Origin of the sequence: Rhodococcus sp. 114MFTsu3.1 (assembly GCF_000383555.1) — a bacterium.
In the GTDB taxonomy this organism is placed as follows: domain Bacteria; phylum Actinomycetota; class Actinomycetes; order Mycobacteriales; family Mycobacteriaceae; genus Rhodococcoides; species Rhodococcoides fascians_E.
The window spans coordinates 138125-160668 of the sequence record NZ_KB911557.1; the positions used below are offsets into that span (position 1 = coordinate 138125).

At 63.3% G+C, this 22544-nt stretch carries 19 protein-coding genes; 13 read left to right on the forward strand and 6 right to left on the reverse strand.

Annotation, left to right across the window (positions count from 1 at the left end; genetic code table 11):
- The first annotated feature begins 24 nt into the window (after window positions 1-24).
- The 7 genes from H292_RS27330 to H292_RS0122140 all read left to right on the forward strand — a co-directional run bounded on the left by H292_RS27330 (window position 25) and on the right by H292_RS0122140 (window position 7574).
- Window positions 25-1236: an acyl-CoA dehydrogenase family protein gene (locus H292_RS27330; protein WP_020112770.1), complete on the forward strand. Its 1212-nt coding sequence runs from the start codon at window positions 25-27 to the stop codon at window positions 1234-1236.
- A 3-nt stretch (window positions 1237-1239) separates the two neighbouring features.
- Complete coding sequence (locus tag H292_RS0122115) at window positions 1240-3159, forward strand: ABC transporter permease (protein ID WP_020112771.1); 1920 nt, start codon at window positions 1240-1242, stop codon at window positions 3157-3159.
- Window positions 3137-3919, forward strand: coding sequence for an ABC transporter ATP-binding protein (locus H292_RS0122120; protein ID WP_020112772.1), 783 nt, complete (start codon window positions 3137-3139; stop codon window positions 3917-3919). The genes H292_RS0122115 and H292_RS0122120 overlap by 23 nt, the downstream gene beginning before the upstream one ends.
- Complete coding sequence (locus H292_RS0122125) at window positions 3916-4617, forward strand: ABC transporter ATP-binding protein (RefSeq protein ID WP_020112773.1); 702 nt, start codon at window positions 3916-3918, stop codon at window positions 4615-4617. Before H292_RS0122120 ends, H292_RS0122125 begins: the two co-directional genes overlap by 4 nt.
- Before the next feature lie 14 nt (window positions 4618-4631).
- Window positions 4632-5828 carry an ABC transporter substrate-binding protein gene (locus tag H292_RS0122130; protein ID WP_020112774.1) on the forward strand — a complete coding sequence of 399 codons (1197 nt, stop codon included), beginning with the start codon at window positions 4632-4634 and terminating at the stop codon, window positions 5826-5828.
- A gap of 64 nt (window positions 5829-5892) precedes the next feature.
- Window positions 5893-6303 (forward strand): hypothetical protein, encoded by a 411-nt coding sequence (locus H292_RS0122135; RefSeq protein WP_027498979.1) that lies wholly within the window; start codon window positions 5893-5895, stop codon window positions 6301-6303.
- Window positions 6304-6692: 389 nt separating this feature from the next.
- The gene (locus H292_RS0122140; RefSeq protein ID WP_020112776.1) at window positions 6693-7574 is read left to right on the forward strand and encodes a GGDEF domain-containing protein; all 882 of its coding nucleotides are present in this window, start codon (window positions 6693-6695) and stop codon (window positions 7572-7574) included.
- Between the two features lie 12 nt (window positions 7575-7586).
- On the opposite strand, the gene H292_RS0122145 is transcribed toward H292_RS0122140, so the two are convergent.
- The 6 genes from H292_RS0122145 to H292_RS0122170 all read right to left on the reverse strand — a co-directional run bounded on the left by H292_RS0122145 (window position 7587) and on the right by H292_RS0122170 (window position 13533).
- On the reverse strand, window positions 7587-8360 hold the full coding sequence (locus H292_RS0122145; protein WP_020112777.1) for an 8-oxoguanine DNA glycosylase OGG fold protein: 774 nt from the start codon (window positions 8358-8360) through the stop codon (window positions 7587-7589).
- A gap of 62 nt (window positions 8361-8422) precedes the next feature.
- Window positions 8423-9448 carry a zinc-binding dehydrogenase gene (locus H292_RS0122150; protein WP_020112778.1) on the reverse strand — a complete coding sequence of 342 codons (1026 nt, stop codon included), beginning with the start codon at window positions 9446-9448 and terminating at the stop codon, window positions 8423-8425.
- Entirely contained in the window at window positions 9424-11007 is a 1584-nt protein-coding gene (gene phnE / locus H292_RS0122155; protein WP_020112779.1) for a phosphonate ABC transporter, permease protein PhnE, read from the reverse strand. Before phnE ends, H292_RS0122150 begins: the two co-directional genes overlap by 25 nt.
- Window positions 11004-11804, reverse strand: coding sequence for a phosphonate ABC transporter ATP-binding protein (phnC, locus tag H292_RS0122160; protein ID WP_027498981.1), 801 nt, complete (start codon window positions 11802-11804; stop codon window positions 11004-11006). Before phnC ends, phnE begins: the two co-directional genes overlap by 4 nt.
- 2 nt (window positions 11805-11806) lie before the next feature.
- Window positions 11807-12775, reverse strand: coding sequence for a phosphate/phosphite/phosphonate ABC transporter substrate-binding protein (locus tag H292_RS0122165; protein WP_020112781.1), 969 nt, complete (start codon window positions 12773-12775; stop codon window positions 11807-11809).
- 38 nt (window positions 12776-12813) lie between these two features.
- On the reverse strand, window positions 12814-13533 hold the full coding sequence (locus H292_RS0122170) for a phosphonatase-like hydrolase (protein WP_020112782.1): 720 nt from the start codon (window positions 13531-13533) through the stop codon (window positions 12814-12816).
- 109 nt (window positions 13534-13642) lie between these two features.
- Between H292_RS0122170 and H292_RS0122175 the strand changes: the two genes are divergently transcribed.
- The 6 genes from H292_RS0122175 to H292_RS0122200 all read left to right on the forward strand — a co-directional run bounded on the left by H292_RS0122175 (window position 13643) and on the right by H292_RS0122200 (window position 22523).
- On the forward strand, window positions 13643-14356 hold the full coding sequence (locus tag H292_RS0122175; protein WP_027498983.1) for a GntR family transcriptional regulator: 714 nt from the start codon (window positions 13643-13645) through the stop codon (window positions 14354-14356).
- A gap of 256 nt (window positions 14357-14612) precedes the next feature.
- A complete protein-coding gene (locus tag H292_RS27335; RefSeq protein ID WP_020112784.1) occupies window positions 14613-15122 on the forward strand; it encodes a hypothetical protein in 510 nt (169 codons plus the stop codon).
- A gap of 40 nt (window positions 15123-15162) precedes the next feature.
- Window positions 15163-15930, forward strand: coding sequence for an Ltp family lipoprotein (locus tag H292_RS27720; RefSeq protein WP_081631883.1), 768 nt, complete (start codon window positions 15163-15165; stop codon window positions 15928-15930).
- Window positions 15931-16043: 113 nt separating this feature from the next.
- Window positions 16044-18098, forward strand: a complete 2055-nt coding sequence (locus H292_RS0122190; RefSeq protein ID WP_020112786.1) for a hypothetical protein — start codon at window positions 16044-16046, stop codon at window positions 18096-18098.
- Entirely contained in the window at window positions 18091-19608 is a 1518-nt protein-coding gene (locus H292_RS0122195; protein WP_020112787.1) for an ATP-binding protein, read from the forward strand. The genes H292_RS0122190 and H292_RS0122195 overlap by 8 nt, the downstream gene beginning before the upstream one ends.
- Window positions 19605-22523, forward strand: a complete 2919-nt coding sequence (locus H292_RS0122200; RefSeq protein ID WP_020112788.1) for a Z1 domain-containing protein — start codon at window positions 19605-19607, stop codon at window positions 22521-22523. Before H292_RS0122195 ends, H292_RS0122200 begins: the two co-directional genes overlap by 4 nt.
- Window positions 22524-22544 lie beyond the last annotated feature (21 nt).

The following is a 22544-nucleotide window of genomic DNA, read 5'->3' on the forward strand; positions in this document are numbered from 1 at the left end:
CATCTTCGAATCGGAGCCACATCCATGACCGCTACTCTCGACGACACATCGCTTCGCGAGAAGATCTCCGCTGTTGTCGCGTCCATCGCCGCGACCGCTGTCGACCGTGACCGCAACCGGGAACTGCCCTACGACCTCGTTCGTGAGCTCGCTGTGTCTGGCTTCGGCGCCCTGCGCGTTCCCTCCGAGTTCGGTGGCTACGGCCTGTCCTTTCCCGAGCTCACCGAACTTGTTCTCGACTTGGCCGCCGCGGATTCCAACGTGGTCCAGCTCCTGCGTACGCACTTCATCTTCACCGAAGGACTGATCCATGCGGCCGAGTCCGACGACCGGACGGCGTGGTTGCGACGCATCGCCGACGGCGGCATCTTCGGCGGGGCCTATACAGAGCAGAACGCGCAGAACCAGACTCACTTCTCGACGCGTATCTCGACCGACGCGTCCGGCCGGCGCACGGTCACGGGCAAGAAGTTCTACAGCACCGGATCCCTCTACGCCGATTGGATTCTCACGACAGGGGAGGGTAAGCACAGCGTCGAGCAGGCCGTTGTTCCTGCCGGAGCAGAGGGCGTCACTCTCGTCGACGACTGGCACGGATTCGGCCAGAAGCTCACCGCCAGTGGCACAACGGTATTCGAGGAAGTCGATATCACCGATACTCCTCAACTCCCACACGACGTCGCGCTCGGTAGCTACGGAACGTCGGTCGCACAGTTCTGGCATCTGATCGCACTGGCAGGCATCAGCCGCGCCGCGCATGCGGACGCCGTCGACTATGTCCGTTCGCGCACCCGCTTCTTCAGTCAGGGCGCGGGAGTGCTGCCGCGCGAGGACTCGTTGATCCAGACGGTGATCGGCGAAGTCAGTGCAGCCAACCACCTCGCGGAGACGCTGGTTCGGCACTCGGCCCGGACGCTCGACGCGCACAGCCGTGCCATCCGCTCGGGCGCGAGCAGCAGTGCTCTGGAGGACGCGACGGAAATCGAGATCTACCGGGCGCAGGTCACCGTCATCGAGACGGTGTTGAAGGCAGTGACACGATTGTTCGACGTCGGCGGTGCGTCCGCGCTGAGTGTCGAGAAGGGCTGGGACCGGCACTGGCGCAATGCCCGCACGCTGTCGAACCACAACCCGACGCCGTACCGATTGGCCAGCATCGGCGACTTCGAACTCAACGGCACCTCGCCGTTCCGTGAGTGGCTCAGCGGTATCGACCTCCGAGACAGGAAGCGCTGAGCCGTGGACTTCCTCACCTACGCTTCGCTCGGTCTGTCGACCGGCGGCGCCTACGCGCTCGTCGCGCTGGGTCTCATTGCGGCCTACCGCGGAACCGGCGTCATCAATTTCGCGCAGGGCGCGCTCGGCACGTTCGGCGCATACTCGTTCTGGAAACTGTACGAGGCGGGAGTACCTCTACCCCTGGCCATCGTGCTCGGCGTCGTGGTCAGCGGCGCGATCGGCATCGTGTTCTTCGCGGTTGTCGGCAAGCGTCTCGCCCACGCACCCGTCGTCACGAAAATCTTGATCACGCTCGGTCTGCTGCTTGTTCTCGAAGCGATTGTGCGCATCGCATGGACCAATCACCAGATCACCATCAACCCATTCCTGGTCAGTGGCGGATTCGAGATCGGGGGAGTGCGCGTCCAGAACATCAGCCTGCTTCTCGGTGCCACAGCACTGATTGCGACGATCGCGCTGCATGCGTTGTTCACGCGCACTCGCTTCGGGTTGATCACCATGGCCATCCAGGACACCGACCTCGGTGCACAGTCGATCGGTATCGATCCTCGCAAGTGGGGTTCGGCGGCGTGGGGACTCGCCGGCGTGCTGTCGGCCGCCGGTAGCGTCCTCGTCCTCCCGATCACTCAGTTGTCGCCGACGTCGGCGGCCACGCTGCTGGTTCCCGCGCTCGGCGCTGCACTGGCCGCGAAGTTCCGACGCTTCTGGGTCGCGTTCGGTTTCGCCATCGGCGCCGGTGTACTGGAAGGACTCGTCACCGGGCTGATCGACGCCCAACTCGCACGCGCTGTCCCGCACATCATCGCCCTCGCCGTCCTCATCGCCTTCGCGCGTACCGACATGAGCCGGGGTACTCGCGAGGTCAAGGCGGTGTTCCATGTGGGATCCGGTCGCATCAGGCCGGTCCACGTCGCCGTCGGCGTCGCTGTGGTCGTGGCACTGATTTCGTTCGGCAGTGGCTCGACCGTCGACGCGTTGAGCCTGACGGCCATTTTCGGCCTCGTTGCGTTGGGCATCGTCGTCTCGACGGGATTCACCGGTCAGGTCAATGCACTTCCGCTTACGTTCGCGGGTATTTCGATGCTGGTGTTCGGGGCAGTCAGTTCGCAAGGTGCGTCGCTACCGGTGTCGGCGGCAGCGGCGTTGGCAGTGTCGCTGGCGTTCGCGGCGGCGTCGTCGATCGTGTTCGTGCGTGCGCGGATCTACGAGGTCACCATCGGATCCCTCGCGATCGCATCGATCGTGCAGACGATGGTGTTCTCCGTCGACTACTTCTTCAACGGGAACACCGGGTGGGCGATCGGTGACACTTCCCTGTTCGGTATCTCGGTCAGCAACATTCTCGAACCGCAGAACTTTGCGGTGCTGGCGTGGACCGTCCTGATCGTGGGGCTGATCGCGGTCGCCAATGTCCGACGCTCGTCCGTCGGCCGCTACCTGCTCTCCGTTCGGCAGGACGAGCGGCTGCCTGCGGCGCTCGGAATCAACGCTGTGCGAGCGAAATTCACGTCGATCCTGTTGTCCGGCACGTTGTGGGGACTGGCGGGAATCCTTCTCGCGATACAGCGCGGGTTCATCTCGAAGGGCCAGATCACGCTGGAAGGCTTCACCTACAGTGACTCCTTGGCGTTGATCGCGTTCACCATCCTGGCCGGAACCGGTCACCTGGCGGGCGCTGTGCTCGCCGGATTGTTCGCACCAGGGGGACTGTTGGCGTCGATCCTGTCCTTCACCCCCGACATCAACGACTGGCTGTCGCTGTTCTTCGCGGCCAACATGATTCTGGTCCTGACCACGGAACCCGACGGTGTTGTCGGTCAGTTCCTGCGGCTTCGAGGCGCAGTGTTCCGGAGACTGCGTCCGTCTGCCTCGACACCCGTAGCGAAGGAGAAGGCACATGCCACAGCTGAGCGTTCGTGACCTCTCGGTCGAGATCGACGGCCATCGCATCCTCGACTCCGTGTCGATGACGGTCTCGCCGGGCCGCATCGTCGGACTCCTCGGTGCCAACGGAGCAGGCAAGAGCACCGCGATCGACGCCATAACCGGCTACCAGCGGATCACGTCGGGAACCATCGAGGTGGGGGATCGCGATCTGACGCACGCCAGCGCGCCGGCGCGGGCGCGTCACGGTATCAGCCGGACGTTTCAGGACTATCTGCTGTTCGAGGATCTGACCGTCGAGGAGAACTTGCTTTCCGCGGCCGAGGTACGTGGGCGCAAATCCGTCGCCGAGAGCCTGGTTCGGTTCGGGCGCCCGGCCCGTGCCGCTCTCGCACGAGTTGATGCACTACTGATTGCGCACGGCCTCGACGCCATCAGATACAAGAGGGTCGAGGAGTTGTCGCTGGGTTGGCATGCGCGGGTCAATCTCGCCCGCGCCGCAGTGCAGGACCCCTCGGTTCTGCTGCTCGACGAGCCCGCCGCGGCGTTGAGTCTCGATGCCCGACGGCGCGTCGTCGACACCATCAAGGACATCCGCGACACCACCGATACGTCGATTCTGCTGGTCGAACACAATCTAGATGTCGTCACCGATGTCTGCGACGACATCTACGTTCTCGAAGCAGGTGCCGTCATCGCCCACGGTGTCACCGCCGAGATTCTCGAACATCCGACGGTGCGCTCCATCTACTTCGGTGAGGACGAGTCGGCGCTGCCGGAGGGGGTTTCAGCATGACCACAGCAATTTCCACTGCAGGCCTGCGCGTCGACGGGTTGACGGTCGACTACGGCAACGGATCCGGATTGTGGGACTTCGACCTGAGCGTCGAACCAGGTGAAGTGGTCTGCGTCATCGGGAAGAACGGTGCGGGCAAGTCGAGTGCATTGCTCGGGATTTCCGGCTTCGTCGCACCGCAGTCGGGCACGGTCGCGGTGGACGGGGACGCGCTGACGGGTACTCCTTACCGGCGATGCAAGGAACACATCAGCCTTGTCGTCAAGGGACGGTCGCTGTTCGGCAGCCTCACCCTCGCCGACAATCTCGCGCTCGCTCACATCGACGAGGGTGAGTTCTTCGACCTGTTCCCGCAGTTGGAGCCCCGTCGGAACGTGTTGGCAGGCAGCCTGAGTGGTGGTCAGCAGCAGCTGGCGGCCGTCGGTCGGGCGTTGTTGCGCGACGTGCGCGTCGTACTTCTGGACGAACTCACCTTCGGACTGAGTCCTGCCGTGCGCACTCTCATCGCCCGAGTGGTCGGCGAGCAGGCGAAGCGGCGCAACATCAGCGTGGTGGTCGTCGAACAACATGTCGAGACTGCCGTCGCGATCGCCGATCGAACCCTCGTATTGGCTGACGGCCGAACAGTTCTCGAACTCGACCGAGACGAACTCGTCAGCGCAACCGACCACGTCGAACAGACCTATCTCCATCCATAGCCAGAAGGACAACCATGTTCACAGTCAAGTTCCGCGCGGGCATCATCGCCGTATCCGCGCTCTCTCTCCTCGCCGCCGGATGCTCCGGCAACGATGAATCCAGCGACGAGACCATCAACGTCGGGTTCATCGCACCGCTGTCGTCGTCGGCGACGGCGTTCCAGGATCCCGCACTTGTCGCCGAGATCGCCGAGAAGGCGATCAACGATCAGGGTGGTATCAACGGCAAGAACCTCAACGTCATCGTCTACGACACCAAGGGGCAGCCCGCGAATGTCATCGCGGGTGCGCGCAAGCTCGTCAACGAGGACAACGTCGTCGCGTTCATCGGTGGCAACAGCGGTGACGGCCTGGCCGAGATCGGGAAGCAGGCAGGCGTCGTCAACTGGTTCCCGATGGGCTGCGCGGCAGCCGACGTCGACAACGAGCTCTCGATGATCGCAGCACTCAACTGCGCCGGTGCCGCGCAGGGCACCTACCTCGGCGGCACCCGCTTCAAGCCGAAAAAGGCCGTGTACGTCGCCTACGCGGGTAACACGCCGTACATCGAGAACGCGAAGCTCGGTTACAAGAACGCAGGCGTCGACGACGTCGAGATCATCGAGATTGCGCCGGATACAACCGACTACGCGCCGGTGATCGCCAAGATCAAGGCGGCGAACCCGGATGTGTGGGGCGGCATGATCTACACGCCGGAGAAGCTGACTGCACTGTTGCAGGCGGCGGTGGAGCAGAACCTGCGGATTCCGTTGGTGCTGAGCAACAACGTGATGGAGGACGCGACCATCAAGGTGATCTCGGATTCCGGCATCGAGAACTCCGTTGCGCTCGAGAAGGGTGAGGACGCGGAGCTGTTCGCCACCTGGAAGGAGTACGAGGACCAGCTGGCAAAGTACGACCCCGAGGGCAAGGTCAAGACCCCGCACGACGGCAGCGTCAGCACCGACTGGCTCGCCGTATGGACGTTCGCGCAGGAGGCACGAAAGCTCGACACCGTCGACCGCGACACCTTCCGTGAGCATGCCCTGAACCTGACGGACTTCCAGACCGACGTACTGCACCCGATCGACTTCACCATCCAGGACGGACCGGTACTCACCGCTCCGCGCCAGGCCAACCTCTGGGCTTTCGCCGGTCACATCGCCGATGGTGAACTGCACGTGGACAGTCCCACGCCGTTCAGCGCGTTCGAGAAGACGCCGGTTCAGTAGGCGACTGATTCAGGCGCCTCGTCCACAATCGGCTTCGGGCCCGACGGCAACTATCCTCGTAGCGGTGAACCAGCGCCCGATTACCCTCGACACATTGGGGGCCTGGGTGATCAAGTGCAATCCCGCTTCCACCGATCTTGCGCCGATGGTTGCCTCGGGCAAGGCACACGAATGGTGGTGCGTTGCGGACAACTATCGAACTCGCTTGATGGCCGAGGGCCACCCGGTTCTGTTCTGGGTCAGTGGCCCTCGGCGGCGCGGTGTGTGGGGAGCCGGTCGCTTGACCGGTGCTGCGGTGCCGGGTGAGCAGTGGAAGGTGCCTACGGACATCTCGCTGTTCGACGAACCCATTCTTGCGGAGCGACTTACTGCCTTCCCCGAGTTGGAAGTTTTCCGGTCACCTCAGCAGGCCAACCCGTCGTGGGTCGACCTCACTGCGTGGTCCAGAATCAGCGCAATCCTTCCCCCGATGTGATCGACCTGAAGGAGTCCTTCGTCGAGTCCGGACGTACCGTCATCTCGGGGTGACGACACCGTGCCTTCAGTGCATTGCGCCGTGGTCGCTCATGCCGAACAACTCTGGTTGACTGGTTCACGTCACTGCGGGCACGAGGGGTCGGCTCGGTAACGTTCCGGGCTGCGGTGATCCATGGGATCTGCAAGAGGGCGTGCCTGAGGACGATGCGACAGTTTTTGCGATGGTGGTATCACCCCGCCGACTACGACTGGACCGTTGCGTATCACCGACGGGATCCGCTTCTTCGCAATGCCAACTGGGCGGTGTCGTCGTGGTGCGGACTGTATGCAGTGCTTTGCGTGTTGGCGGCGCACACGCCTGTCGGTGTGCCAGAGGGGAACGGGCGGGTGATCGCGTATTCGCTCGCGGCGACCGCGACGGTCATCGCCCTGGTGTGGCTCCGCCGGTCCTGGCTTTCGCGGACGATGTCGCGAGTGTTCGTCGCGTATCTCGAGGTTGGCGGGGTGATCTTGCTCCTGCTGTTGCAGGACCCGTTCGTTGCGCTTCCATGTTCTGCAGCCCTCGGCGTCATCGGCAGTTACATCGTCACGTTCCACAGCCCGAAGCTGTTCGTTGCTCATCAAGTTCTGTCGGTCACCACGGTCGGGATCTTGTTCACCGAAGCGGTGACGTCGCCGGATGCCGATGTGGTGCTGGCGTGTGCGTACCTCGTGGTCCTGACGCTCGTGCTGTTTTCGGCGCCAATCCTCGCGCACATGCTTTTGCTGTTGCTTCGGCGTGATGCTGCGTCCGCGTTCTACGACCCGCTGACCGGTCTGTTGAATCGGCGTGGGTTCGATTCCGTGTTCGCCGAGCGCGTGCGGGGCCCTGGTTCCCTGATGATCGTCGATCTCGACGATTTCAAAGGCATCAACGACAGCTACGGACATGCTCACGGCGACATGGTGCTCAGAGACATCGCGAGCACCCTGTACGCGGAGTTCCCTGCGCCTGCACTGTCGGCGCGGATCGGGGGAGAGGAATTTCTGATCCTGGTCGAGGCGGATGACGCCGAGGCGCTCGCGCGGGCACAGCGGCTCCTCGTCCACCTGGACAAGAGACGAGCGGGCAGCACGACGGTGAGCATCGGTGTCGCCCAGTTGCCGGCCCGCGCGTCGGCCGACGATCTCTGGCGTGCCTGCGACAGGGCCGACGCCGTGATGTACATGGCCAAGAAAGCCGGAGGAAACTCCATTCACGTCGACGACACTCGACCGACCGATCTGTGACGCGGGTGGACTTCAGAACAGAGTTGGCTCGGCGTACCGGCCCTCGCGCGCCTCTCGCCGACGGGCGTTCCACCGTTCGACGAGCCACATCTCCACCAGCTCGGGGCGGGTACCGATGTCCGACGCCCAGCGGGTGAGCAGTTCGACGTAGCGCTCGTACCGCTTGCGGGTGAATCCGGTGACCGCGGGATCCTCCAGCCACCCCTCGTGGATGAGCGTCGAGACGCCGTACTGGTCGATGAGCTGAGCCTTGCCGCGCTCGACGGACGTCTCGGTGGCCCACAGGAACGTGGCCATCAGTGACATCCCAACACCGGGTGTGTCCGGCCAGCCGGACCACGAGCCGCCTGGTAGCTCGGGAACGATGCGGTCTCGTATGCACCGGTCCAGGACGGCCCGGGTTTTCGCGAACGGGTCTTCGTCCGGCCGGCTGAGGTGCGGGTTCTGGACGTCGGGAAAACGTCGTTTCGATTTGCGGTTCCTGTGCCCACCCTGCCATGCCGCGCACAAGAACAGCAGGCCGAGCGACGGCTGATCACCCACGACGAGGGCGGTGCCGACGCGTAGATCGTTGCGCTGCACGATGGCCGAACCGTCGCTGACGACGGCGCCGTCGAGGTCGCGTCCGCGCAGGCGGATGTCATGGCCCGCGTTGCGGAGATGCAGGTTCCACCAATCGAGATCCACCTCGACCCCGTCGTCGAGAACCTGCAACTCGTAGCTGCGCAACTGGCACCACTGAACACAGGCCTTCGGCGGTGTGAATCCGTCGTCGAGTTGTGACATGCCGATATCTTGGCACCGGGCACCGACACGTTCGATCGACGCCGGGAGCCGCGCCGCCGACCTCAGGAAGCTCCGGGAGCGACGGATGCTCGGAGTATGCCCGGTCGCGTCGGGACGAGGACGCGTGCGAGTTCGGTGAGGGGTACCGGGGCGTCGACCAGTTCGGCCCACGGGTACCGATCACCGGTCGTATGCAGGAAGTCGACGGCCTGGGTCAGGTGGTGCGGCTCGTAGTTGTGCACGCCGGTGATGGTCAACCATCCGCGCACAACGCGTTCGGGGTCGACGGTGATCGGTGGGCCGGGGGTGACCGAGCCGGCCAGAACGAGTCGTCCACCGGTGTCGAGTCTTCCGAGCGCGGCTTGTACCGCTGCCGCAGCGCCGGTGAAGTCGATTGCCACGTCCACGAACTGATCGTCGTCGTCGATGGCGCCGAAAGCACGGGCGTGACTTTGCCGCTGAGGATTGTGATCGACGACGAAGACGCTCACTGCACCTCGATGAGCCGACGCGGCAGCTGCGGTGATGCCGAGCATTCCCGCGCCGTAGATCAACACCCGTCGTCCGGCCAAGTCACCCGCGGCCTGGAGCGCCGCCATCACGGTCGCCGTCGCGCATGCCGCGGGTGCGGCCACGGCGTCGGGCATCGTCTTGGGTACGGGCGCGATTGCGGTGCCCTTCGGCAACACGATGTGCCGCGCGTAGGAACCGCTCAAAGCCCATTCGCCGACGGCGGATTCGTGCCCCACCTTGCGTACGTCGACGCACTTCGCGGTGAATCCCGACGCGCACCGCGCACATCGTCCGCAGGGCACGGTCACCGACCACACCACCCGATCACCGACCGAGGCCGACGCGTCGTCGCCTACCGCAACCACCGTCCCGACGGCCTCGTGCCCCAGAACGGACGGGCACGCCGCCGGGCGTCGACCCGTCACCGTGTGCAGGTCGCTCCCACACACGGTGGCGAGGGCGACTTCCACCAGAACGTCTCCCGGCGCGAGTTCCGGGATCTCGAGGGTCTGTATGTCGATGCCGTCGGGCGTCCATACCGCTGCCTGCGTCAGACGAGGAGTGATCTGATCCATCCGGAAATCCTTTCGACTGCGTAGACGACGACGAAGATGACGAGGACGATGGCGCCTGCCACGTCGAAGTTGAGTGTGCGTATCGACTCGAACAACAGGAATCCGATTCCGCCTGCACCGACGATTCCGAGGATGGTGGAGGTGCGGATGTTGACGTCGAGCAGATACAGGCTCGATCCGACGATCGACGGAACTGCCTGCGGCACGACTGCATTGACGATCTTGTTCCACCAGCCACCGCCGACGGACGATACCGCTTCGAGCGGACCGGAGTCGATCTCCTCGACCGCGTCGGCGACGAGTTTTCCGAGGAACCCGACGGAGCCGATCGCGAGTGCGCACGTGCCGGCGACCGGGCCCAGGCCGAGGGCTGCGACGAACACGACCGCAAGAATGAGCTCCGGTACGGCGCGGACCAGTAGGATCCATGATCTGGCCAGCCAGTACACCACCGGATGAGGAGTGACGTTGCGTGCGGCGAGGATGCCGACCGGGATGGACAGAACGATGCCGATGGCGGTGGCGACGATGCCGATCGCGATGGTCTGCACGGTGGCGTCGACGAGATCTGCACCGAGAGAGGAGAAGTCCGGTGGGACCATGCGGCCGAACACCTCGATCGACGGACCGATCCAGGTGAACAGCGACCTGGGGTCGAGCTCCAGGACGACGAAGGACGCAATAGTAGTGACGATCAGAACGGCCGACGCGCCCATCTTCATGGCGCGATCGCGAGCGGGTCCTGCCGCCGACGGGACGAGCAGCATTCGCCGCAGAAGGATGGCAGCCAACTCCATCGCCGCGATGATGGCGAGGATGACGAGAACGATGCCGAGTGCACGGGGATAGATCAACCCGCGCAGGGCGTCCTGCAGAGCAAAACCGATACCGCCCGCGCCGACGAATCCCAGCACGACGGACATCCTGAGGTTGATGTCGATCCGGTAGACGAACGCTGCGATCCATGCGGGAACGACCTGCGCAACAACAGCATTGATCATTTCTCGGACGTAGCCGACGCCGGTGGCGCGCACGGCTTCGCGTGGTCCACTGTCGGCCTCCTCGATGGCGTCGGCGAACAGCTTGCCGAGCATGCCGATCGAATGCAGTGCGAGGGCGAGAATGCCCGGCAACACACCGATTCCGAGAGCACGGACGAACAGGACGGCGAACAGCAGGTCGGGCATCGCGCGGCAGAAGGTGATGATCGCGCGCGCCACGCTGTAGACGATCGGGTGCGGCGTCGTGTTGCGTGCCGCGAGGAACGCCAGTGGGACGGAGACGATCGCGGCCAGAACGGTGCCGAGCACTGCCATCAACAGGGTGTCGAAGGCGAGCGAGACGATCCGGCCGGTGTCGTCGACGCGGGGTGGGAGCATTCGGCCGAGCAGCCGCTGCACGTCTTCGAGCCCGTCGACGAGCGCGGCGGGTGCGAAATCGATGTAGCCGGCGGACAGGAGCGTCAGCACGACCGCGATCGCGGCGAGTGACGGCAGAAGCCACCGTCGTCGGGACTCGGTCTGTGGGGGTTCGGTTTTCGGTTCCAGGGTGACGGTCACCGTTTCGCCGCCGAGCGTGTGTCTTCCTCCGGGGCGATCCGCTGGTAGATCGGCATAATGTCCTCTCGTGCCAGACCTGCGGCCGGTCGATCGAGAACGATTTCGCCGTCGCGCAGCCCGACGAGTCGGTGTGCCCACCCGAGCGCGAGGTCGACCTGGTGCAGGGTGCACACCACCGTCAGCTTCTCCTCGGTGCAGACTCGTTGCAGCAGGTCCATGACGATTCCGGCGTTCTCCGGGTCGAGCGACGCGACGGGTTCGTCGGCGAGGACGATGCTCGGCCGCTGCATCAACGTGCGAGCGATGGCGACGCGTTGCTGCTGACCGCCGGACAGAGTGTCGGCGCGACGCTCGGCGTAGTCGGCGAGTCCGACGCGGTCGAGGCACCGAAGTGCCTCGGCGCGCATCGCTTTGGGATAGGTCACTGCGCCGTAGCGTGGAACGACCAGTCGCCCGAGGCCGCCGACGAGAACGTTCTCGAGGCAACTCAGACGTCCGACGAGGTTGAAGTGTTGGAAGATGAAGCCGACCTTCTTGCGGAGGTCGCGCACCGACCGTCGGGACGCCAGGTCTACTCGGGTGTCGAGGGCGGTGATGGTTCCCGACGTGATGGGATGCAGACCGTTGATGCAGCGCAGCAGCGTGGACTTCCCGGACCCCGAAAGACCCAGCAGCACCAGCATTTCACCGCGGTGGACGTCGAGGTTGACGTTCTTCAGGGCGGTCGTGGTCCCGAACTTCTTGGTGACGTCGTGTGCGCTGACGACGATGTCCTTGCGCTCGATCAGGGGAGACATGATCAGCCCTGGCACTTCTCGGAGCCGGTCACGTCGCAGACGTGGCGGACGCCGTCGTAGTCGCTGTCCTGCGCAGGCACCACGCCCCAGGCGTCTTCGTCGGTGATGCGGCATTCCTCGGAGCAGATGCCGTCGGCGATGAAGGCGTCGGAGTTCATGCCCTCGCTGAAGATCGTTTTCAGCTTGTCGATCGCCTCGGTGCCGAGGTCGTTGTTGGCTGCGAACAGGGATCCGGCGATCGTCTCGGACTTCCACACCGTCTTCAGCTCACCGGGTGCGAGTTCGCCGTTGTCGATCATCGTTCGGTCGACCATGGTGCCGAACGCGAATCCGGCGTCGCAGTCGCCTGCCTTCACGGCGAGCGCCGATGCGTCGTGACCGCCCGCGTAGATCGGCGTGACGCCTGCGGAGATGTCGCCCTCGGATCCCGAGGCGACGACGCCTTCCTCGATGAGACCCGCGGACGGGTACAGGAATCCCGATGTCGAACTCGGGTCGACGAAGCACACCTTCTTTCCGGCGTAATCCGCGAGGGAGTTGACGGACGCGTTGTCCGAGCGCGTGATTCCGTAGGACTGGTATCCGGGTGGGGTTCCTTCATCCTGTACGACGGCGCCCAGCGGCGTCATCTCGGCACCGTTGATTCCGGCGACCACATAGGCGAACGGTCCGAAGAACGCGAGGTCGACGTTGCCGGCGATCAGGCCTTCGACGACGCCGGCATAGTCCGAGGCTTGGACGAACTCGACGGTGGCGCCCGTCTCGCGCTGGAGGCGCTCGATCACCGGGTCGTAGCTGGCTCGCAGGTCGGTGGAGTTCTCGGCGGGAATGGCTGCCAGCGTGATGGTTTCGGGAAAGCCCTGCTCGGTGGTGGCGTCGGCGCCGGAGCTGGAGCAGCCTGCTGCGACGAGGGCCGTCACCGAACAGAGGGCGGCGGCGATGCCGGCGCGGCGGGAAGCGAGCGTGATCATGGCGGTGATGTCCGTTCTCGAGGTCTGTGTGGAGAGGGTCAGTGCAGGAGAAGAGCAGGGAGATCGGCGACGCTGGGGAGTACGTGCGTGGGATTGGCGGCGCGCAGTTGGTCTTCCGAGTGCGCGCCGGTGAGGACGCCGACGAGCACCGATGCGCCTGCACGTCGGCCGGAGTCGATGTCGTTGGAGGTGTCGCCGACGACGGTCACGGCCGTCATGTCGCTGACCTGCGCGCGTAGTGCGGCCGTCAAGACCAGATCCGGGAACGGACGGCCGCGGCCGGCGTCACCGGGCGCGAGGTACGCGTCGGCGATGTTCTTCCAGCCGATCGTGTCGAGGATCCGCTCCTGAGTTGCCGGCGAGAACCCTGTTGTGAGGACGACTTTGGTGCCGGCGTCTCGTAGCCGTGCGATGGCGTCGGCTGCTCCGGCGATGGCGGTCACGCCGGTGTCGATCCGTGTGTCGTAGGCGGCTTCGAATGCGGAGTTCGCGGCCTGGGCGCGGTCCTCGTCGCCGAACAATGCGCGGAACACCTCGATTTTGGACTGACCCATGGTGTCGAGGACGTATCGACGCGCGTCCTCGCGTTCGGGGCCGCTTTCGGGGAGGTTCACCGAGGTCGCGGCGGCGTCGAACGACGCGAGGACCAGGCCGTCGTCGGACACGGTGGTGCCCGCCATGTCCATGACGACGAGCTCGACGGGGAGGGTGCGTTCGGTGGCCGACGGTAGGTGGGCGAGGCTGGTGGCGTTGGGCATGAGGAAGACGATGTCGTTTGGTATAGACCAATGCGTGTTGCTGGCATGAACGGGACGTGAATGACTCTCGACAACTTAGGTCTAGACCAATTGCTGCTATGGTCAGGTCATGGTCGATGACTCGGAACCTCGGGTGCTCAAGCATCAAGTCGTGCGCCGCGAGTTGGATGCGCTGCTCGACGATCTGTCGCCGGGGGACCCGTTTCCGTCCGAGCGAGATCTGGCCGAGCGGCACGGGGTATCGCGGGAGACGCTGCGGCAGGCGATGCGAGAGTTGTTGGTAGCTGGGAGAGTCGAGCGCCGAGGGCGCGCCACCGTGGTTGCCGCCCCCAAAGTGGTTCTGCCGCTTGCCATCGGCTCCTACACCGAAGCGGCGCGTGACAAGGGATTGTCGGCAACTCGTATTCTCGTCGGCTGGACCGTCAGCAAGGCCGACGACGACACTGCCGAGCTGCTGCGGATCGAGCCGGGTGATGCGGTCGTCCAGCTCGAGCGTGTGTTCACGACGGACGGTACGCGCGTCGGCCTCGAAACCACGCGCATTCCGGAGTATCGAATTCCCGGTCTGGTGGAGACCTTCGACTACCGCGTCTCGCTCTACGCCGAACTACGCACCCGTGGAGTCATTTTCGGTCGGGTCGTCGACACCATCGAAACAGTGCTGCCCGACGCCCGGGAAGCAGCCCTGCTCACGGTGGACACCCGGACGCCGATGTTCCTGCTCAATCGAGTGTCCTTCGACAAGGACGGTATGCCCATCGAGCAGAGGCGCTCCCTCTACCGCGGGGACCGCATGACCTTCACCGCGGAAATGGACGCCTGAGCTGACGTTTCTCTCGGTCGCGATGAATTCTCGGCGGGGGAGGGGTCGACACCCCCAGACCACCCGAAACCGCGGCAAGGAGCAGACCGGCTCCCGCCGAATCACGGCCGAACGCATGCCAGCCTGCGTAGTGCTGGCGATCTCTGATGGTCCGTTGTTGTAGTTTTCGCACCCTGTAACGGATGACGCACGTCTGCGATCTATGTCGAGTCACTTCCGCTGCGATCACGCGCGGACATCGAAAGGTCGAGAAAACATGTCGTTCAACAGGTCCCTGGCCGCTGTCGAAGGCCGCCCCTTCAGTCGAATCGCGCGGTCGGTTGCCGTTGCAGGCGCCGGGCTGGCGTTCGTTGGTGTCATGGCCGGTTGTAGCTCGTCGGGTGAAACCACGGCGGTGAGCGAGGCTTCGAGCACGGAGTCGGCTCCGGCTACCACCACCCCGACGCCCACGACAACAGCGACCACGACGACGGAGGCGAGCCTTCCTCCGGCCGCTGAACCGCCGGTTGTTCCAGTGCCCAGTGTTGTCGCTGCGCCCGTCCTCATGCCACCGGTTGTGTGCATGAACCTCCAGGCTGCGCAGAACCTCATTCAGGACGCAGGAGTGTTCTTGTCCCGAAGTGAGGATGCAACCGGCGCTGGACGAATGCAGGTCAACGACTCCAACTGGATCGTCGTGGGACAGACCCCGGGCGTAGGAGTACCGATCCAAGAGGGCGATGCGGTGCTTTCTGTAGTGAAGGTCGATGAGCCGAACAACTGCTGAGTTGTGTAACGAATAACCTACCGATTGGTATTGAGTAGCTGTGAATACACCCGCTGGATGGTATCCAGACCCCGAAGGTTCCGGGCAGATGCGCTGGTGGGACGGCCAGCAGTGGACGTCCGCGCTGCAGCCGCAGTCCGCTGAGCCGCTCTCGTCGTCGCCCGTAACTGGATCGTTCGCAGCACCCGGGTCCGCAACGCCCACTCGCAAGAAGTGGCCGTGGATCGTCGGCGCTGCGGTGGCCTTCATCGTCGTTGTGGGAGCGATCGGATCTCAGCAGAAGAGCGCCGACGTCGAGTCGGTTGCCAACAGTGCCACGTCGACGCAGGTAAGCAGTGCGGCGCCCACGACAACGAGTCAGGTGCCCGTCACTACTGTTCCGAGGACGACGGCCGCTCCGACAACTACCACGACAGAGCCGTCACCGATCCCTGCCCAGCCGGTTGCTCCCGTTGTACCGCAACCGACTCGGACGATCGAGGCAGTCACCACAGAAGCCGCACCTGCCGCGCCGTCGATGAGTGCCGCACAGAGAAACGCCGTACGTTCGGCTGAGGACTACCTCGACTTCAGCTCGTTCTCGCGACAGGGTCTGATCCATCAGCTGGAATTCGAGGACTACTCGACCTCGGATGCCACCTTCGCCGTGGACTACATCGCACCCGATTGGTACGAACAGGCCGCAGGCAGCGCCGAAAGTTACCTCGACTTCACGTCCTTCTCTCGCCAGGGGCTCATCGATCAATTGGTATTCGAGGGCTTCAGCTACGACGAGGCTCAATTCGGCGTCGACAGCGTCGGACTCTAAGTCCGACCGAACAAAGCCACATCAGATGTCGACGGACGGGACCGAAACAGCGCAGCCTCTCGTCGTGACCTATCGTGAACCGAACGGTTCGGTATCGGGAAGGACATGATCGGGTGCTCGGCGTCAGTTCCGTACCTCCTTCAGGCCTGCGAGGTGAGGAGTGGGAGGTAGTCTTCCCGTGGCTGGCGGATTACGTCTCTTCCAAGGCAGCCGCACTCGAAGAGATCGGTCCGTCGGATGATTGGTGGTTCGAAGACTCGCCGAGGACTTCTGCCGATGAATTGGACATCGCAAGGCTGACGGATGAGCTCTCCGACCTGTTCGTGCTGCAACACCCGAAGATGCAGTTCAAGGAATCGTTCCCCACACTGGATCCGGATTTGCGAGTTACTGCTCTCGGACTGTCGTCGAGGGCGCTGACGGCAATCGGGCGGTTGGGGTCGTCAGCCACGATCGCTCTCCTACTGGAGTGTGCAGTCGAATCGCTGTTCGCGATCCGCGGGACAAGCGAAGACACCGTTGCTGACATCGTTCGCGCGTTGACATGCGTCGCGATCCTGGAGGACCCGTTCGCGCTGGTCGAAGAGACCGACGAAGAACCGCATGAGAGTCCTGTTGTCGCGCAGATGGTGGCTGACATCGAGCAGCTGGCCCAATGGCAACGGGTCCGGGGACGATCGGACCGCCCGTTCTTGAACATCGACATCGACGCCGAAGCTCCGCTGGAAGTCCAGCAATTGGCCCAGCGCTTGTCCGCACTCTCTTCCGAAGACTTTCCTGCACGACCACTGCAGGATCCGCTCGACGAGATCGAGGATCTTCTCAAACAATTGGACGACCGTGAACGCCGGGTAGTCGACCTGCGCCTTCTTGCCGATCGTCCGGTAACCCTTGGTGGGCTCGGTGCGAAGCTGCATGTTTCGGCGGGGCAGGCAGGAAATGTCGAACGCGCCGTCAAGCGCAAGGTGGCGTCAGCCTGCGTGTACGGGACTGCGGTCGGCAACTTACTCGCGAGCCTGAGAGTTGAGATTCAGCCAGTGGCGTCGCTGGCTCGTCTCATTGACATGCACCCGGACCTTGCGAGGACGGTCCCGTCGGTCGATTCACCGCTATGGCTGGTGCTCGATCGATTCGACGACATGTTCGAGGTAGAAGGGCAATGGGCGGCTGCGCCAAATGTTGCCGCCGCAAAGGCCCGTACGCAGTCATTACTCGAGGACCTCGATTCTGCCAACGGAGTCGTCGAACTGTCGGAGCTGTCCGAACTGGCGGAGCTGACTCCTGAAGAATTGCGCCCTTGGTTGGCTGCGTGCGGCGTTGTCGTTATCGGTGATTCGGCCCTGACGCCGCGCAAGCTCGGAGATATGGCAGTTGCAGCACTCGAAGTCGTCGGTGTTCCGCAGACCGCGGAATCTCTGGCAATACTGACCGAAGCCGGCAAACCCGCGGCCGCCATCAACCGCAAGCTGTCCCAGGATGCCCGCGTCGTGCTCGACGAGTCGTCCCGCTGGATGCTGACGGAGTGGCTGTCCGCGGTGCCGTCGTTCGCCAGCCAGAACCCGTTGCCCGAAACGGAGTTCGAGCCGGAGCCATTTTCCGGACGGATGCGGCGACGATCCAAGGGTGGGGTGAAGTCACCGGACCTCACGCGTCGTTTGCATCGAATCGACGGCGGATGGTCGTACCGGTTGGTCGTGACGACGGAGCATTTGCGGGGTTCCAGTTTCGCCGTTCCCGCGGGTGTGGCAGCGGCGTTGGGTTGCAGCCGGGGATCGTCGGTCGAATTACGTAGCCGCTTGGGAACTCAGACCGTTCGGTGGACCGGTGCACAGCCCACGTGCGGAACGATTCGCCGGTTCCTCCGCGAGCTCGCCGTCGAGGCCGGTGCCGAAGTCTTCCTGCATTTCGATGCGGATGGCGGGTTCGATGTCGTTCCGGCCGTCGAACTCGAAGATTCTGCGCCGCCACTACGGAAGGCACTCGCTGCGATCGGACATCGCAACCCAGAGTCTGTTCGCGACGGCGACGTGCTGGGCGTGCTCGCCGAAGCAATCGGACAGCCCGACGAAACCAGAACCCGGCGGATCTTGAGTTCGTATTACGCGGGGAGCGATCCCGCTGTCCTCTTCTATCTCGAACAGGCCTGGGTGCATCATTCCAATGACTGACGTCGTCTCTACCGTCGCAACGATCAACGCTCCGGCTGATCCCTCCGTCGTGAATGCCATTGGCCTGCACCACACCTTGCAAACCGCCGTCGCAGACTTGATCGACAACAGCCTCGACGCAGGCGCTCGCAATGTAACCGTTCGATTCGTCCAGCAGAACTCGGAAGTCGTAGCTCTCCGCATCTACGACGATGGGGTCGGCATGGATTCGGCCACGCTGGAATCCGCCATGGTTTTCGGACGACGACGTCACTACGACGCGGGACAACTCGGCGCTTTCGGTGTGGGGATGAAGGCTGCGTCCTTGAGTCAGGCCAACGCACTGGTTGTCTGGTCGAAGGCGGCCTCGCCGGCCGAACCTTGCGCGCGCACAATTGCCGATCGGTCGAAGCCGCATGAGATTGGAGTCATTTCCGACAGCAGAGCCGCGGCCGAGCTCGACGACCCTCGCCCGCGTTTCAGTTTCGAGACAGGGACGATTGTCGAACTGAAGGGCTTGCGTACCTTCCTGAGGATCGACGACTCGCAAGAACGGATGGCCTGGCTCGAAGACATCAGACAGGAACTGCACGCGCATCTGGGGATAGTGTTTCATCGTCGGATCGAGGCCGGGGTGACCATCCACAGCGACATCTTCGACGCCGATGCGGGCCGCCCGGGTGCGGTCACCAGGATCGCCGCAACCGATCCGTTCGGCTACGACACCGCGACGGAGTCGGCGTTCCCCGCCACGCTGTCCCTGGAGCTCGACGGCGCTCACAGCAGTGCTACCGCCCACATCTGGCCGGCGCGGAACTCCTCAACAAAGTTTCGTCTGTTCGGCGCTCCGGGCAGGGAGTACCAAGGGCTCTTCGTCTACCGCGCGGATCGATTACTGCACATGGGTGGCTGGGGTGGCGTTGTGCGACCGCGACCGCACTTCGGACTCGCCCGCGTCGCCATCGATTTGGACGATGTTCTCAGCAAACACATCGTCATCAATGCGGAGAAGTCGGGCGTGACCGTCGACGCGACGTTCGGAGCCGCGCTTCAGCGAGCCATGGGGGACGTCAGGTTTCTCGAGGCCGCCGAGGCCACTGCACGGAATGCTCGCAAGACCCAACCGCGGCCGGTGACCATCGTCGAGCTCGGACACGGAATATCCGAAGATGTGTTGTTGGAGTTCGAGGACGCGTTCACCCTCCGCGGGGACTACGACCCAGTCACAGTGCGGTGGCGCGCCCTGGCACCGGACAAGTTCTTCGAGGTAGATCTCGTGCGCCGAGAGCTGCTGCTGAATGCGCGGTTGAGGCGCGGTCTGCTCGGGCACCGAAGCCGAAACGAGCATGATGCGCCGTTGCTGAAGACACTTCTCTACTTGTTGACACAGGAAATGTTTGCGGCTCAGCGTCATTCGGCACGCCAACAACAACAGATGCAGGCATGGCAGGACGTGTTGATGGCTGCAGTTTCCGCGGAGACCGCGATTGCTTCCGATCGCGACGAGATGATGGGTGGGGAGCAAGGATGACGTCCGACTCGGTGCAGGAAGCCATAGCGAGGGAACTCAACGGTAATTTCGCACCGTCGCCACTCCTGCCGCCGATCAACGCACGGTTGAACGAGCGTCTCGAGATTGCCGACGTCGTCGCCTATTTGGTTGACGAAAAGGCCGTCCAGGTCCGGTCTGCAGCGGCGTCGGCATTCCAGCATTGGGATGCGGAGCCTCTCCCTGCGTGGGCACCGGGTACGGCGCCGAAGACCTCGCAGCGCCGCCATCTGATCTACGCGCTGCTGGACATACCGGGAGAAGCTTTCGGGCACCTCGACTTCGCTCTTCCGGTGGACAACGGATCGGTCGTCATCGCGGCACCTCAGCCGTGGTCTCCGTGGTACATCGCGAAAGTCCGCCGCGATCGGCCGTTCTACTGGGATGCGTACGAGCGCGTGCTGAGGGGCAGCGGGTGGGACCCGGTTGCGGTATCCAAGCTGAGCGTCGCAACCTCGGAGGTGGTGTCGCGCCTGGCGAATCCGACCCGAGACGAGCCATACCAGTCGAAGGGGCTGGTGGTCGGCTACGTCCAAAGCGGGAAGACCGCGAATTTCACCGGCGTCACCGCGAAAGCCATCGACGCGGGTTACCGGCTCATTATCGTGCTGACAGGCACGGTCGAACTGCTACGAGCACAGACGCAACGCCGGTTGGACAAAGAATTGATCGGCGTTCAGAACATCGGAGCGTCCGACGACTACATCAACGACCAGGAGTGGGCGGCAGGAAAGTTCCTGACACACGACTCCGACCCCAACACGTCCAACGAAATTCCGGCGATTCGACGGCTCACAGGCCTGTCCTACGACTTCCAACGTCTCGGAAACGGACTCGGCGCATTGCATTACGAGTTTGTAGACCACAAGAAACCGCTGAACCACCCAGTAAATTTGTACTCGTCCAACGTCAGACTCGCCGTTGTCAAGAAGAACTCGTCGGTTCTCAAGAAACTGGTCGAGGACCTGCAACGCATTCCTACTCCGCTCGATCAGATTCCCGCTTTGATCATCGACGACGAGGCAGACCAGGCGTCGATAAACACTTTGAACCCGGACAAGTGGAAGAACGATCAGATCGAGCGAACGGCGATCAACGCCCGCATCGCGGACTTGCTCCGTGTGCTCAAACGCGGACAGTACATCGGCTACACCGCGACTCCGTTCGCCAACGTATTCGTCGATCCGGTGGACACTGAAAATATCTTCCCCAAGGACTTCATACTGAGCCTCGAACGTCCCGTCGGATACATGGGGGGTGCAGACTTTCACGACTTCGACGACGACACACCCGACGAAGAGAAAAATCCGGCCACGTCCAACGAGAAGGCCCACGTTCGTTTTCTCTACGCGGGATACGACGAGGAGGGACGAACGGACGAACAGCAGCAGGCGCTCGATTCGTTCGTCATTGCGGGTGCCATCAAGCTGTACCGAGAAAGCAAGGGCGCGAAGCCTTTCACACACCACACGATGCTGGTGCACGAGTCGCGGCTGAAAGGGGATCATCGAGCGTTGGCCGACGAGTTCAAGTCCCTGTGGCGGAAATCGGCTTACAGCCAGCCTGCGAGTCTGGCGCGCCTCGAAAAGCTGTGGACCGATGACTTCGAACCTGTGTCAGCCGTGCGCGTCGAGGAGGGCATCCAGTCCCCAGCGTCGTTTGCCGAGCTCGAGGACTTCATCGGCGACTGTGCGGGGCGTATCGCCACTGGTCTGTCGCCGGTGATCGTCGTCAACGGTGACTCGGACACCGAATACGACCAGGATGACCTGAACTTCGAGCAGCGCGGAGTCTGGAAGATCCTGGTCGGCGGAGCGAAGTTGAGTCGAGGATTCACCGTCGAAGGTCTGACCACTACTTATTACTCCCGACGCACCACAATGGCCGACACGTTGATGCAGATGGGTCGGTGGTTCGGCTTCCGACGCGGATACCGAGATCTCGTTCGGTTGTACATCGCTCGCAATGTGCCGGGGCCGGCCGGTAAGCCGACCGACATGTACCACGCATTCGAGACGATTGTTCACGACGAAGAAGAGTTTCGGAAAGAGCTCGGGCGCTTCGCCATCACGAACAACAACGGCGAGCCGATGATGACCCCTCGTGATGTACCGCCCATGGTGTTCCAGTCTCAGCCGTGGCTCAAACCGACCGACCCGAAGAAGATGTACAACGCCGAGCAAGCCTATCGGGGCGTGGGCGGTGAGCCCTTCAGCTTCACCATGCAGCCACCTCGCGGAAATGGAAACAACAACAAGGCGCACTTCAACGCAGTGAAGCCACTGCTGCAATCGCTCGAGGACTCCGGAACGTTCAACGTGTCCGGCAGTCGCGGTACGCGCCAGACATTCGACGCCCGATATGGAATCGTGTCGGCCGACTCGGTCCGGGAAGCCGTGTCGCTGTTCGTGTGGGATCCGAACTGGGACATCGAACCGCACCTCGCGGCAATGGATAACGCTATCCATAATGGGTTGCTGAAAGACTTCGCTGTTCTGCTGCCGCAGCCACGGACGCGTCAGCCGGTGGCAATCAAGGGGTGGGAAGGAACGTTGCCACTGGTGAATCGTCGTCGCCAGGACCGTGACTACCGCACTGGCTTCACCGGCACGGCAGTGCGTGAGCGCGAGGTCATCGCCCACATTGCCGGTAGTCCGGAGAAGGACGGGGGTGCCCTTGCGTCGAAGCTGCACACGCGGACGCGCGGCGGCATGATTCTGGTCTTCGCCAACGATCCGAACCCTCGATTCCGAGGCAAAGCGAAGACTGGACCTGTCGACCCCGTGGACTTCGCGACCCTGTTCTCGTATGCACTCCCTTATGCAGCCGAACCTACGCCTCGTGTCGGATTCCGTGTCAAGAAAGATGGACAGGACGCGATCGTTGATGCAACATAACGTTTTTCAGGAGAGAAAGAA

Excerpts from the sequence above, each read along its gene's own strand:
- H292_RS27330 (WP_020112770.1), top strand. The coding sequence starts at position 25 with ATGACCGCTACTCTCGACGACACATCGCTTCGCGAGAAGATCTCCGCT.
- H292_RS0122120 (WP_020112772.1), top strand. The coding sequence starts at position 3,137 with ATGCCACAGCTGAGCGTTCGTGACCTCTCGGTCGAGATCGACGGCCAT.
- H292_RS0122125 (WP_020112773.1), top strand. The coding sequence starts at position 3,916 with ATGACCACAGCAATTTCCACTGCAGGCCTGCGCGTCGACGGGTTGACG.
- H292_RS0122130 (WP_020112774.1), top strand. The coding sequence starts at position 4,632 with ATGTTCACAGTCAAGTTCCGCGCGGGCATCATCGCCGTATCCGCGCTC.
- H292_RS0122145 (WP_020112777.1), bottom strand. The coding sequence starts at position 8,360 with ATGTCACAACTCGACGACGGATTCACACCGCCGAAGGCCTGTGTTCAG.
- H292_RS0122150 (WP_020112778.1), bottom strand. The coding sequence starts at position 9,448 with ATGGATCAGATCACTCCTCGTCTGACGCAGGCAGCGGTATGGACGCCC.
- phnC (WP_027498981.1), bottom strand. The coding sequence starts at position 11,804 with ATGTCTCCCCTGATCGAGCGCAAGGACATCGTCGTCAGCGCACACGAC.
- H292_RS0122165 (WP_020112781.1), bottom strand. The coding sequence starts at position 12,775 with ATGATCACGCTCGCTTCCCGCCGCGCCGGCATCGCCGCCGCCCTCTGT.
- H292_RS0122170 (WP_020112782.1), bottom strand. The coding sequence starts at position 13,533 with ATGCCCAACGCCACCAGCCTCGCCCACCTACCGTCGGCCACCGAACGC.
- H292_RS0122175 (WP_027498983.1), top strand. The coding sequence starts at position 13,643 with ATGGTCGATGACTCGGAACCTCGGGTGCTCAAGCATCAAGTCGTGCGC.
- H292_RS27335 (WP_020112784.1), top strand. The coding sequence starts at position 14,613 with ATGTCGTTCAACAGGTCCCTGGCCGCTGTCGAAGGCCGCCCCTTCAGT.
- H292_RS0122195 (WP_020112787.1), top strand. The coding sequence starts at position 18,091 with ATGACTGACGTCGTCTCTACCGTCGCAACGATCAACGCTCCGGCTGAT.
- H292_RS0122200 (WP_020112788.1), top strand. The coding sequence starts at position 19,605 with ATGACGTCCGACTCGGTGCAGGAAGCCATAGCGAGGGAACTCAACGGT.